General features: G+C 61.5%; 12 protein-coding genes. 6 read left to right on the top strand and 6 right to left on the bottom strand.

The window, feature by feature from the left end:
* Positions 1 to 14 precede the first annotated feature (14 nt).
* The 3 genes from ftsY to AC4CWF_RS01400 are packed head-to-tail and all read left to right on the top strand — an operon-like array spanning position 15 to position 2,883.
* A complete protein-coding gene (ftsY, locus tag AC4CWF_RS01410; protein WP_491283359.1) occupies positions 15 to 1,595 on the top strand; it encodes a signal recognition particle-docking protein FtsY in 1,581 nt (526 codons plus the stop codon).
* A gap of 56 nt (positions 1,596 to 1,651) precedes the next feature.
* A complete protein-coding gene (locus AC4CWF_RS01405) occupies positions 1,652 to 2,299 on the top strand; it encodes a septation protein A (RefSeq protein ID WP_491283358.1) in 648 nt (215 codons plus the stop codon).
* A complete protein-coding gene (locus tag AC4CWF_RS01400) occupies positions 2,296 to 2,883 on the top strand; it encodes a DUF2585 domain-containing protein (RefSeq protein ID WP_491283357.1) in 588 nt (195 codons plus the stop codon). Before AC4CWF_RS01405 ends, AC4CWF_RS01400 begins: the two co-directional genes overlap by 4 nt.
* A 4-nt stretch (positions 2,884 to 2,887) precedes the next feature.
* Here the strand turns inward: AC4CWF_RS01400 and AC4CWF_RS01395 are convergent, their stop codons facing one another.
* From AC4CWF_RS01395 to ccmA, 5 genes are all read right to left on the bottom strand, one after another.
* Positions 2,888 to 3,499, bottom strand: a complete 612-nt coding sequence (locus tag AC4CWF_RS01395) for a DsbE family thiol:disulfide interchange protein (protein WP_491283356.1) — start codon at positions 3,497 to 3,499, stop codon at positions 2,888 to 2,890.
* Positions 3,496 to 3,672, bottom strand: coding sequence for a heme exporter protein CcmD (ccmD, locus tag AC4CWF_RS01390; RefSeq protein WP_491283354.1), 177 nt, complete (start codon positions 3,670 to 3,672; stop codon positions 3,496 to 3,498). Before ccmD ends, AC4CWF_RS01395 begins: the two co-directional genes overlap by 4 nt.
* A 3-nt stretch (positions 3,673 to 3,675) precedes the next feature.
* Positions 3,676 to 4,434 (bottom strand): heme ABC transporter permease, encoded by a 759-nt coding sequence (locus AC4CWF_RS01385; RefSeq protein ID WP_491283352.1) that lies wholly within the window; start codon positions 4,432 to 4,434, stop codon positions 3,676 to 3,678.
* Between the two features lie 44 nt (positions 4,435 to 4,478).
* A complete protein-coding gene (ccmB, locus tag AC4CWF_RS01380; protein ID WP_491283351.1) occupies positions 4,479 to 5,138 on the bottom strand; it encodes a heme exporter protein CcmB in 660 nt (219 codons plus the stop codon).
* Between the two features lie 226 nt (positions 5,139 to 5,364).
* Positions 5,365 to 6,012: a heme ABC exporter ATP-binding protein CcmA gene (gene ccmA, locus AC4CWF_RS01375; RefSeq protein ID WP_491283350.1), complete on the bottom strand. Its 648-nt coding sequence runs from the start codon at positions 6,010 to 6,012 to the stop codon at positions 5,365 to 5,367.
* Between the two features lie 265 nt (positions 6,013 to 6,277).
* Here ccmA and acnA point away from each other — a divergent pair, with 265 nt between their 5' ends.
* Both acnA and AC4CWF_RS01365 read left to right on the top strand, forming a co-directional pair.
* The gene (gene acnA, locus AC4CWF_RS01370; RefSeq protein ID WP_491283349.1) at positions 6,278 to 8,971 is read left to right on the top strand and encodes an aconitate hydratase AcnA; all 2,694 of its coding nucleotides are present in this window, start codon (positions 6,278 to 6,280) and stop codon (positions 8,969 to 8,971) included.
* Positions 8,972 to 9,233: 262 nt separating this feature from the next.
* On the top strand, positions 9,234 to 9,929 hold the full coding sequence (locus AC4CWF_RS01365; RefSeq protein WP_491285140.1) for a DUF1223 domain-containing protein: 696 nt from the start codon (positions 9,234 to 9,236) through the stop codon (positions 9,927 to 9,929).
* A 50-nt stretch (positions 9,930 to 9,979) separates the two neighbouring features.
* Here AC4CWF_RS01365 and AC4CWF_RS01360 read toward each other — a convergent pair whose 3' ends face one another.
* Positions 9,980 to 11,056: an MBL fold metallo-hydrolase gene (locus AC4CWF_RS01360; RefSeq protein ID WP_491283348.1), complete on the bottom strand. Its 1,077-nt coding sequence runs from the start codon at positions 11,054 to 11,056 to the stop codon at positions 9,980 to 9,982.
* Between the two features lie 424 nt (positions 11,057 to 11,480).
* On the opposite strand from AC4CWF_RS01360, the gene ffh reads away from it, so the two are divergent.
* Positions 11,481 to 13,058 carry a signal recognition particle protein gene (gene ffh / locus AC4CWF_RS01355; RefSeq protein WP_491283347.1) on the top strand — a complete coding sequence of 526 codons (1,578 nt, stop codon included), beginning with the start codon at positions 11,481 to 11,483 and terminating at the stop codon, positions 13,056 to 13,058.

Below are 13,058 nucleotides of genomic sequence, written 5' to 3'. Positions count from 1 at the left end.
GAAACGGATTTTTCATGGCGCTCGGCTTCATCAAAAAGGTTTTTACCTTCGGCAAGGACAAGGCGCCGGCGCAAGACAAGGCGGCCGATGGCTTAGCCAATGAGACTTTGACGCTTGAAGAGCAGGCTGCCCTTCAAACGGAAACCGAACCGCATTCCCGCGCCGAAGATCTTGCCGTGTCTCCGGTCGATCCGGTGGACGGGCTGGAAATGGACACCGCCGGCGGTCCGGCCGGTGATGATCTTGGCGACGCAGGTCTTGCCGAAGAGGAGGAAGCGTCGCTTTTGCCGGCTGCCGATCTGCTGCCGGGCGACATGGGCATGGTGCCGCTCTCTCTGCTGCAGGCGGAAGCCGAGGCGGAGGGCCTGGAGGGTGGCGACACCACCCCCTCTGCCCTGCCGGGCATCTCCCCCACAAGGGGGGAGATCGATTTGAGGCTAGCGCCGCATCCCCTGTCAGACGCTGAAACGCCTGCCATCGATTCGGAATTGAATACAGGCCTCGACGATGCCTCCGTGATCTCCCCCCTTGTGGGGGAGATGCCCGGCAGGGCAGAGGGGGTCGGCGTCACGGCAGATACGCCAGCCAATGATGTGCCGCCCGCCGAAATCATCCTGCCCAAGGGCTTTGCCACCCGCGTCGAGGAAGTCCCGGTCGCCGTCGTCGCGCGTCCAAAACTCACCTGGTTCCAGCGCCTGCGCGAAGGCCTTTCGCGCACCTCGTCGCAGCTGACGGGCCAGATCACTGCCCTCTTCACCAAGCGAAAGCTGGACGAGGCGACGCTGGAGGAGCTGGAAGACCTGCTGATCCAGGCCGATCTCGGCGTCGAAACCGCCATGCGCATTGCCGATACGCTGTCGTCGGAACGTTATGGCAAGGATGTGAGCGGCGAGGATGTCTCGCGCATCATGGCAACCGAAATCACTAAGGTTCTGAAGCCGGTGGCAAAGCCGCTGGCGCTCGACCTCAGCCACAAGCCGCATGTCATTCTGGTCGTCGGCGTCAACGGCACCGGCAAGACGACGACCATTGGCAAGCTTGCCGCAAAACTCTCCGGCTCCGGCCTGAAGGTGATGCTGGCCGCCGGTGACACGTTTCGCGCCGCCGCCATCGAACAGCTGAAGATCTGGGCGGACCGCACGAAATCCGAATTCATCGGCACCAAGCTCGGCGCCGATGCGGCAGGTCTTGCCTATGACGCCTTCGAACAGGCGCGCCAAAAGAAATGCGACGTGCTGATCATCGATACCGCCGGGCGCCTTCAGAACAAGGCCGAGCTGATGGCGGAACTGGAAAAGATCGTGCGCGTACTCGGCAAGCTCGATCCCGATGCGCCGCACACCGTCCTGCAGACGCTGGACGCCACAACCGGCCAGAACGCCATGAACCAGGTGGAAATCTTTCGCAATGTCGCGGGCGTCAGCGGCCTGATCATGACCAAGCTTGATGGCACCGCGCGCGGCGGCATTCTGGTCGCCATCGCCGCCAAGCACAAGCTGCCGGTCTATTTCATCGGCGTCGGCGAGGGTGTAGAGGATCTGGAGCCTTTTGAGGCCGAGGACTTTGCAAGCGCCATTGCCGGCCTGACGCATTGATGACACAGAAACCGGATTTGCATCGACAGGTCCAACAAGAGATGAAGCCCAGCCCCATGCAGAGCCTTGAAAGCGATACGACGCCGACCCGCCAGGAAAAGGAGCATCCGACGCTCAAGCTGATCCTGGAGATCGGGCCGCTGCTGGTGTTCTTCTTCGCCAACCTGCGCGGCGAATGGCTGATCGGCAAATTCCCGGCGCTGTCGGCGCTCGGCGGGCCGCTTCTGGTGGCAACCGGCCTCTTCATGGCGGCCACCGTACTGTCGCTCATTGTTTCCAAGATCGTTTTCAAGCACCTGCCGGTCATGCCCTTCGTTTCGGGCGTGGTCGTTATGGTGTTCGGCGGCCTGTCGATCTGGCTGCAGGACGAGACCTTCATCAAGATGAAGCCGACCATCGTCAACACGCTGTTCGGTGTGGTGCTGCTCGTTGGCCTGTTTTTCGGAAAATCGCTGCTCGGCTACGTCTTTAACGCCGCCTTCCAGCTGACGGATGAAGGCTGGCGCAAGCTTTCGCTGCGCTGGGGCATTTTTTTCCTGTTTCTTGCGGTCCTCAACGAAGTGGTCTGGCGCAATTTTTCCGATGCCGTCTGGGTCAATTTCAAGGTCTGGGGCACGATGCCGATCACCATCATCTTCACACTCGCCCAGATGCCGCTGATCATGAAACATTCGCTGCAGCCGAAGACCGAGGACGGCAAATGAGCGCGACGACGGCTGCCCCTTCGGCACGCTCGCAACATTTCTGGTTCATCGTCGCCCTTGCCATTCTCGCAGCACAGATCCTGTCTGAACATCTGATGGGGCGGCTCTGGATCTGCTCCTGCGGCACCATCAAGCTGTTCGAACCGGGCGTGAATTCGCCGGGCAATTCGCAACACCTGTCGGACTGGTATACACCCTCCCACATCATCCACGGCTTCCTGTTTTATCTGCTCGGATGGGCCGTGCTGCGCAAGGGTTCATTTGGCAAGCGTCTGGCGCTTGCCACCCTGATCGAGGCGGCCTGGGAGCTTCTGGAAAACTCGCCGATCATCATCGATCGTTACCGCTCCGCCACCATGGCGGTCGGCTACGAGGGCGACAGCATCCTGAATTCGGCGATGGACACCGTGTTCATGGCGCTCGGCTTCTTGTTTGCCGCCCGCGCGCCGATCTGGCTGACGGTCGCACTTGCCATCGGCTTCGAACTCCTGACCGGCTTCCTCATCCGCGACAACCTTACGCTCAACGTGCTGATGCTGGTGTGGCCGGTGGATGCGATCAGGGCGTGGCAGGGCGCGCTTTAGCCACTCAGGTGGCAGGTTTTGCCATCGCCTTTTCAATCGCCGGCATCAGGCCGTCGGTTACGCTGCGCTCATCGAAAGGGCCAACCTTCTTGTAGAGAATGGTGCCATCCGGACCGACGAGATAGCTTTCCGGGATGCCGTAGACACCCCAGTCGATGGCGGCCTTGCCGTTCGGATCGACGCCGATTGCATCGTAGGGATTGCCGAGTTCGCCGAGAAACCGCAGGGCGTTGTCATTGCGGTCCTTGTAGTTGATGCCGACGATGGTGAGCCGGTTATCGGCCGCAAGCTCCTTCAGCATCGGATGCTCCTGCCGGCAGGGCACGCACCAGGAGGCAAAGACGTTGACGAGGGTGAGCTTGCCTTTCATGGCCGCGTCCGTCAGCGCCGGGGTCTGCGAGCCCTCGAGCGGCGGCAGCGAAAGTCTCGGAGCCTGCTTGCCGATGAGTGCTGACGGGATGGCTGACACGTCCAGCCCGTTGACGTCCTGGTCATACAGCATCTTCCCGGCCACCGCGGCAAAGCCCGCAAACACCGCAAGCGGGATCAGCGCCAGCAGATAACGGGAGGCACTGCGGCGGCCTTCCGGCTTCTTGTCCTCAGTGGCCGTGCTCATGATTGGGGTGTCTCGGCCAGCGGTGCGGCAGAGCGGCGGCGAAGGCCTGCGGCCTCCAGTTCGGCAAGTTCACGCCGGCGCGCACGCCCGTCGATCACCGTCCAGAGCACAAGTGCCAAGGTCACGACTCCGGAAATGCCGTAGGATGTGTAGACATAAAATGCGTGGCCCATGGATCAACCCTCCCGGCCGGCAAGGCGTGCGGCCATGCGGCGCTGCGTCGACACGCGCCGGCGCCAGATCTCGTTGCGGATCGCCATGATATGCAGCGTGAAGAACAGAAGCGTGAACGCCACCGCCATCACCAGAAGCGGGCGCAGAAATTCACCATCGATGGTCGGGCCACCGAGGCGGATGACGCTTGCCGGCTGGTGCAGCGTATTCCACCAGTCGACGGAAAACTTGATGATCGGAATATTGACGAAACCGACGAGGATCAGGACGGCGCTGACGCGCGCCGCGCGCGAGGGATCGTCCATCGCCCGGTTGAGAGCGATGATGCCGAGATACATGAGGAAAAGCACGAAGACGGAGGTGAGCCGTGCATCCCAGACCCACCACGTGCCCCACATGGGCTTGCCCCAGAGAGAACCGGTCACCAGCGCGATCAGCGTGAAGGCCGCCCCGAGCGGGGCTGCCGCCTTGTGGCTGACATCGGCCAGCGGATGGCGCCAGACGAGCGTACCGATGGCCGACAGCGCCATCACCGAATAACACATCATCGACAGCCAGGCGGCCGGCACATGTACATACATGATGCGCACCGTATCGCCCTGCTGGTAATCGCCTTCGGTGGAAAAGGCGAGATAAAGCCCGACGGCAAAAAGCAGCGCCGTCAGCGCCGACAGCCACGGCAGAACGCGCGCGGCAAGCGCCAGAAACCGCGTCGGGTTGGCAAGATCGCTGAATTTGGTGATGGCAAGGCTCTCGGTCATGGGTCTCTTCTAAGGCCGGGCACAACGGGCCGATTTGATTCTAGTCAATCCCCGGCATTGCGCAACGCCAGTGCGGCGCCGACTGGCCCGAGAACTGCAAAAAACATCGTGATGGCGGCAAGGATCATGAACGGCGGCAGGAAAGGTGCAGGATCTTCCACCGCCGCATAAGAGGCCGAAACGCCAAAAATCAGCACCGGCACGCAGAGCGGCAGAACCAGGATGGAGACGAGCAGTCCGCCGCGCGGCAGCGTGACCGCAACGGCGGCTCCGACCGCACCGATGAAGGTGAGCGCCGGAGATCCCACCAGCAGCGTCAGCATAACAGCGCCGATGGCCACCTCGTCCATGTTCATGAACAGGCCAAGCAGCGGCGAGGCAATGACCAGCGGCAAAACATTGGCCAGCCAGTGCGCCAGGCACTTGACCAGCACGGTGAGTACCAGCGGATGTTCCTGCATCAACAGGAGGTCGAGCGAGCCATCCTCACGCTCGGTCTGGAACAGACGGTCAAGTCCAAGGAGGGCCGCAAGAAGCGCACCGATCCAGACGATGGCCGGGCCGATGCGCGACAGAAGATTGAGATCCGGCCCGACGCCAAAGGGAATGACGGCCACCACCGTCATGAAGAACAGCACGCCGATCAGGGCGCCTCCCCCGGCGCGAATGGAGAGTTTCAGGTCGCGCAGCAGGAGGGCGGTCATGATGTGGCCCCCATCGAGTACGCCAGCCCCCCTCTGGCCTGCCGGCCATCTCCCCCACAGGTGGGGAGATCACAAGCGGCAATCTCTCGCTCCAACGGTACTGCAAAGACAAAGCTGCAGGCAGATCCGGATCGGAGGGGCAATTGGCTGGCCAATCTCCCCACCTGTGGGGGAGATGCCCGGCAGGGCAGAGGGGGGCTTCCATACACCATCGAAAGCCAAGCGCTCATATCCCCTCCTCCATGTCCGCATACTGAAAACCCTTCATCTCCAGACGCTGCGTCGCCACAAAATCCAGCGGCTGGTGCGTCGCCGCCAGCACGATGCCGCCGGCATGCAGATGGGCGCGGATGAGGCGCGCAAACAGCGCTTCGGCGGCCGTATCAAGAGCCGCTGTCGGTTCATCGAGGATCCAGACCGGGCGGTGCGCGACGAGAAGCTTGGCAAGGGCCATGCGCCGCTGCTGGCCGGCCGAGAGATAACCGAAGGGCAGGTGCAGGATGGCGCCGAGTTCGACCATGTCCGCCGCCTCGCCGATCGTGACGCCGGTTCCACCGTCCATGTCGCGCAAAAAATCGCGCCAGAAGGCAAGATTTTCCGCAACCGTGAGTTCCGGTTTCATCGCGTTGCGATGTCCGAGATAATGGCAGGCTTCGGCGGCGTTGACGGCTTTTTGGCCGTCTGCGCCACGCCATTCCACATGTCCCGCAGCCGGCCGGATGAGGCCTGCCACAACCCGCAGAAGCGTGGATTTCCCGGACCCATTGCGGCCGGTGAGGACCAGCGCCTCGCCTCTTGTTAAGTTGAAGGAAATATTCGAGAATATCAGATCCTCGCCGCGATGCGCCGAGAGGTTTTCGGCGGTGAGCCGCATGAGGTCTGCCTTCACTTCACTTGAGGCCGGGGAATGAAAAAAATCTGGCGATCTGGTCGATCACCGTCTGGAACCTTTCTTAGAAAGTATCTATAAGCTTCGCAACCACGCCAGCGACCGGCGTGATTTTCATCTTGCGCCGGACCTGAAGACAAAATCTTCTCGTGCGGACAGCGGAAATGGTCGCACCCGCATCCTGATGTGCATGAAGTGCATAGGCGTCCGCACGCGCGTGTTGGCTCTAGTATCAGCGGGGATTAAATCCGTGTCAAAGTCTCTCGACAGCTTCAATTGCCGGTCGGTTCTGACCGTCGACGGCAAGGACTATGTATATTACAGCCTGCCGAAGGCGGAAGCCAATGGCCTGCCGGGCGTATCGAACCTTCCCTTTTCCATGAAGGTTCTGCTGGAAAACCTGCTGCGTTTCGAAGACGGCCAGACGGTCACCAAGGAGCATATCCTTGCCGTCTCCGCATGGCTCAGCAACAAGGGCAAGGTCGAAAACGAAATCGCCTATCGCCCGGCCCGCGTGCTGATGCAGGACTTCACCGGCGTTCCCGCCGTGGTCGACCTTGCCGCCATGCGTGATGCCATGGTGGCGCTCGGCGGTGATCCGGAAAAGATCAACCCGCTCGTGCCCGTCGATCTCGTCATCGACCACTCGGTTATCGTTGATGAATTCGGCACGCCGACCGCGTTTGCCAAGAACGTCGAGCTGGAATACGAGCGCAACGGCGAGCGCTACCGCTTCCTGAAGTGGGGCCAGCAGGCGTTCAAGAACTTCCGCGTTGTGCCGCCCGGCACCGGTATCTGTCACCAGGTCAATCTGGAATACCTCGGCCAGACCGTCTGGACCAAGGAAGAAGACGGGGAAACCACTGCTTATCCGGATACCTGCGTCGGCACCGACAGCCACACGACCATGATCAATGGTCTGGGCGTTCTCGGCTGGGGCGTTGGCGGCATCGAAGCGGAAGCGGCCATGCTCGGCCAGCCGGTTTCCATGCTTCTGCCTGAAGTTATCGGCTTCAAGCTGACCGGCAAGGTGAAGGAAGGCGTCACCGCGACCGACCTCGTTCTGACAGTCGTGCAGATGCTGCGCAAGAAGGGCGTCGTTTCCAAGTTCGTCGAATTCTTCGGCCCCGGCCTTGATTCGATGTCGCTGGCCGACCGCGCCACCATCGGCAACATGGGCCCGGAATACGGCGCGACCTGCGGCTTTTTCCCGGTCGATGGCGAAACCATCAACTACCTCACCATGTCCGGCCGCACCACGGACCGGATCGCGCTTGTCGAAGCCTATTCGAAGGCTCAAGGCATGTGGCGCGAAGGCGACGGCGAAAACCTCGTCTTCACCGACACGCTGGAACTGGATCTCGGCGACGTTGTGCCGTCCATGGCCGGCCCGAAGCGTCCGGAAGGCCGTCTGCCGCTGGAAACCATTGCACCGAACTTCGCAACGGCTCTGGAAAACGACTACAAGAAGCCCGGCCAGCTCTCCAGCCGTTATGCGGTCGAAGGCACGGATTTCGATCTCGGCCATGGCGACGTGGCAATTGCCGCCATCACGTCCTGCACCAACACGTCGAACCCGAGCGTTCTGATCGCTGCAGGCCTTCTCGCCCGCAACGCCGTTGCCAAGGGCCTGAAGTCCGCTCCCTGGGTCAAGACCTCGCTTGCACCGGGATCGCAGGTTGTTGGCGAATATCTGGAAAAATCCGGCCTGCAGACCTCGCTCGATGCGCTTGGCTTCAACCTCGTCGGTTTCGGTTGCACCACCTGCATCGGCAATTCCGGCCCGCTGCCGGCACCCATCTCCAAGACGATCAACGACAAGGGCCTGATCACGGCCGGCGTGCTCTCGGGCAACCGCAACTTCGAAGGCCGCATCTCGCCGGACGTCCAGGCAAACTACCTTGCTTCCCCGCCGCTCGTCGTCGCTTACGCGCTGGCCGGCACGGTGCAGAAGGACCTGACGACCGAACCGCTCGGTGAAGACCAGGACGGCAATCCTGTGTTCCTCAAGGATATCTGGCCGACCTCGCATGAGATCCAGGAATTCATCCTGAAATACGTCACCCGCGAACTTTATGAATCCAAGTACGCCGACGTGTTCAAGGGCGATGTCAACTGGCAGGCGGTTCAGATCCCCGACGGCCAGACCTATGCCTGGGACGACAAGTCGACCTATGTGCAGAACCCGCCTTACTTCGTCGGCATGGGCAAGACCGGCTCCGGCGTCAAGAACATCGAAGGCGCGCGCGTTCTCGGTCTCTTCGGCGACAAGATTACCACCGACCACATTTCCCCGGCAGGCTCCATCAAGGCGGCATCGCCGGCCGGTGCCTACCTCATGGAAAATGGCGTTGGTGTTGCCGACTTCAACCAGTACGGCACGCGCCGCGGCAACCATGAAGTGATGATGCGCGGCACGTTTGCCAATATCCGCATCCGCAACTTCATGCTCGGCCCGAACGGCAAGGAAGGCGGCTACACCGTCCACTATCCGTCCAAGGAAGAGATGTCGATCTATGACGCTGCCATGCAGTACAAGGCTGAAGGCACGCCGCTGGTCATCTTCGCCGGCGTCGAATACGGCAACGGTTCCTCGCGTGACTGGGCTGCCAAGGGCACCAACCTGCTCGGCGTTCGCGCCGTCATCGCCCAGTCGTTTGAGCGTATCCACCGCTCGAACCTCGTCGGCATGGGCGTCGTGCCCTTCGTCTTCGAAGAAGGCATGAACTGGCAGAGCCTGGACCTCAAGGGCGACGAAACCGTCACCATCGAGGGCCTCGACGGCGAGATCAAGCCGCGCGAGTGGAAGATTGCCAAGATCACCTATGCGGACGGTTCGGTGAAGGAAATCAAGATCCTCTGCCGCATCGATACGCTTGATGAAGTGATCTACATGAACAATGGCGGCATCCTGCAGACGGTTCTGCGCGACCTCGCCGCCTGATTGAAATTTTTGACATCCAAGATGCCGCCGGACCTTGTCCGGCGGCATTTTCATGAGCATGTTTCACGCATCCCGGCGTCTCACCCGCTTGTGACTTCCGGTTGATGGGTGTCGCGAGTAGGTTTGCCCCAACGCTCACACCCCCGCTGCGCGACGAAGACACAAAATGCTCCTTGAGAAGGCCCCAATCATGCTGCTGATCAAACGCGCCGCCGTGCTTCTGGCAAGTGGTCTGGCCGGTGGTTTGTCCTGCGGTTCTGCCATGGCAGGAGACGCGCAGGTTGCGCCCAAGGGCGTGGTGGAACTGTTCACCTCGCAGGGCTGCGCCTCCTGTCCCCCCGCCGATGCCGCGCTGAAGAAGCTGGTGGAACAGGGCGATGTCGTGGCCCTGTCCTACCACGTCGATTACTGGAATTATCTCGGCTGGACGGACACGCTGAGTTCCAAGGAAAATACCGAGCGACAATATGGCTATGCCCATTCGATGGGCCGCAGCGGCGTCTACACGCCGCAGGCCATCATCAATGGGCGCGAGCATGTCAAGGGAATGGATCTTGACGCCATCAACGGCAAGATCGGCAGCCTCAGTTCCGCCGGCCAGGGCCTTTCCGTGCCCGTTTCCGCCCGCATGAACAATGACGAAATCGAAATCGAGATCGGCGCCGGCCAGGGTCGCGCCGATGTGGTGGTTGCTTATTTTACCAAGCAGGAGCAGATCGAGGTGATGCGCGGTGAAAACAGCGGTCGCCAGATCGAATACTGGCACAGCGTCTATGATGTGCAGACGGTTGGCATGTGGGACGGTAATGCGCTGAAGATCACGCTGCCAGCCAAGGCCATGGGCCGTTCGAAGAAGGATGGCTGCGCCATCCTCATCCAGTCCTCGACAGCCAAGGGCGAACCGTCCGCCATTCTGGGTGCTGCCGTCGTGATGGCCGGGCGCAAGCGCAACAATTAAGCCGCACCGGCATCCCTCGGCCGGCCCGCGCTGTTCAGGTCAAAGGCACCTCAGGCCTCCGGCACGTCAAACACTTCGCCGGGCCTTAAGGCGCGAAAACGCTCCGGCTCGATGTTTGCCGCCATCAGCGCATCGCGAAGGGCAGCCAGCGGCTCCTCGATCCCCTCATCCGTCAGCTTGAACGTGCCCCAGTGGTGGCCGACGGCATGGGTGGCACCGGCAAGCTGCATGCCGGCAACGGCCTCTGCCGGGTTCTGGTGCTGGCCCTTCATGAACCAGCGCGGCTCATAGGCGCCGATGGGCAGGATCGCCAGGCGAAAGCCGCCGTGTTTTTCAGCAGCGGCCTGATAGTTGATACCCTGATGAAAGCCGGTATCGCCGATGTGATAGATCTTGCCAGCGAGCGTTTCGATGACGAACGCGCCCCACAGCGCCATGCTGCGATCCCCCACACCGCGTGCTGACCAATGGTGGCAGGGCTCGCAATGCAGCGTGACATTCTTGCCGAGATAGGCGTTATGACCCCAGTCCATCACCGTAATGCGCGGCTCATCCAGCGCCGAGGCAAAGATCGCATCATTGCCGAGCGGCGTGACGAAATGCGGCCGATGCTTTTCGTGGACACGTTTCAGCGTCTCGATATCGAGGTGGTCGTAATGGTTGTGAGTGACGATGACGACGTCGATCGGCGGCAGGTCTTCCAGCCGGATGCCGGGTTCGTTGACCCGCTTCGGCCCGGCGAAACTCACCGGGCTCGTCCGCTGCGCCCAGACCGGATCGGTCAGAATATTGAGGCCGGCGACCTGGATCAGCATGGAGGCATGGCCGACCATGGTGACGGCCATGCGGTTTCCGGACAACCGCTTTTCCGGCACCGTCGGCGCAAAGGCGCTCGGATAGGCCGGCGGCCAGGCGACGTTCTTGCCGTTGAATTTCCAGCGCAGCAGGTTGGCAAACCCCTTTGGCTGCTCGCCGCCCGGATTGAAAAAACGCGTTCCGTCGAAATGATCTGAGAGTGGACCGGAATAATAGCGGTTGTTGGCCATGGCTCTCCCCGCGGCAAGACCTCCCCCCAGAAGGGAGAGAACACCGATACCTGTCCATTTCAGGAAATTGCGTCTTTTCATCAGCAATGTATAGGCATGCCCCGGAAGCCGGGCAAGAACGGGCCGTTGATTATTGCTCACACGTCAGACGCGCTCACGCAGGCTTGATATTCGTCATTCGGCGAGATTGCAGACCGAACGTTCGAGATCGTCCGCGAAAGACCTCTCCACACGTTCAGATCTTGCCAGGTCGGCAAAGGCCTTGAGAAATGGCGCAACGCCTTGACTTTGCGGGGCCGATGCTGCTATTGCCGCCCGATCTGCTGAAAGTTCAAGAACTTTAGCCGCCGACCGGGACCCTACACAGGTGTAAACAGATCCCGGAGGCCAACACCCGACAGCGCGTTGCGCCCTCGGGTGCTATTTGGCTTTGCGTCTTGTTTTTCGGTGGAAGAGACCCGACGTTTCCGGTCTGTGACCGGTTAACGTCTAGAAGGATGAAACGATGTTCGAAAGCCTCCAGGACCGTCTTGGCTCCATCTTGAGTGGACTGACCGGCCGTGGCGCATTGAGCGAAGCGGATGTGTCCGCCGCTCTGCGCGAGGTTCGCCGTGCGCTGCTCGAAGCAGACGTGGCGCTGGAAGTCGTGCGCGCTTTTGTCGATCGCGTTCGCGAAAAGGCTGTGGGCGCGGAAGTTCTGAAATCCATCAAGCCCGGCCAGATGGTCGTCAAGATCGTCCATGACGAGTTGGTCGAGATGCTCGGCGCCGAAGGCGTGTCGATCGATCTGCATGCGCCAGCCCCCGTCGTCATCATGATGGTCGGCCTGCAGGGCTCGGGCAAGACCACCACATCCGGCAAGATTGCCAAACGCCTGACTGAACGGGACCGCAAGAAGGTCCTGATGGCCTCGCTCGATACGCGCCGCCCGGCAGCGCAGGAGCAGCTGCGCCAGCTTGGCGTGCAGACCGGCATTGATACGCTGCCGATCATTGCCGGCCAGTCGCCGACGGAAATTGCCGCGCGCGCCGTGCAGGCCGCAAAGCTTGGCGGCCATGATGTCGTCATTCTCGACACCGCCGGCCGCACGCATATCGACGAACCGCTGATGGCCGAAATGGCCGAGATCAAGCGCCGCGCCAATCCGCATGAAATCCTGCTGGTGGCCGACAGCCTGACCGGCCAGGACGCCGTCAATCTCGCACGCAATTTCGATGAGCGCGTTGGCATTACCGGCCTGGTTCTCACCCGCATGGACGGCGATGGCCGCGGCGGTGCGGCCCTTTCGATGCGTGCCGTCACCGGCAAGCCGATCAAGCTGATCGGCGTCGGCGAAAAGATGTCGGAGCTGGAGGAGTTTCATCCCCGCCGCATCGCAGACCGTATTCTCGGCATGGGCGACATCGTCTCGCTGGTCGAGAAGGCGGCTGAAAACATCGACGCCGACAAGGCGCGCGCCATGGCCGAGAAGATGGCCAAGGGCAAGTTCGACCTGAACGACCTTGCCGACCAGCTGCGCCAGATGCAGAACATGGGCGGCATGGGCGGCATCATGGGCCTGATGCCGGGCATGGGCGGCATGAAGGACAAGCTTGCCGCTGCCGGCATGAACGACAAGATGTTTGCCCGCCAGATCGCCATCATCTCCTCGATGACCAAGGCCGAGCGCGCCAACCCGGATATGCTGAAGCACAGCCGCAAGAAGCGCATTGCCGCAGGCTCCGGCACGGATGCTGCCGAAATCAACAAGCTTTTGAAAATGCACCGCCAGATGGCCGACATGATGAAAGCCATGGGCGGCAAGGGCAAAGGCGGCATGATGAAGCAGATGATGGGTGGCCTTGCCGGCAAGATGGGCCTCGGTGGAATGGGTGGCGGCATGGGCGGAATGGGCGGCATGCCTGATCTTTCCAAGCTGGACCCGCAGCAGCTCGAAGCGCTTGCCAAGCAGGCCCAGGCGGCCGGCATCAAGCCGGGTTCCATGCCGGGCCTTCCCGGCGGCGGGCTTCCCGGCCTTGGCGGACCGAAACTTCCGGGCCTCGGCGGCATGCCGGGCCTTCCCGGTTTTCCGAAGAAGAAGTGA

The sequence above is a fragment of the Neorhizobium sp. PAMB6630 genome (assembly GCF_058242775.1).
Note: the sequence above shows the minus strand (reverse complement) of the source record. Positions and strands in the feature narration are given on the sequence as shown.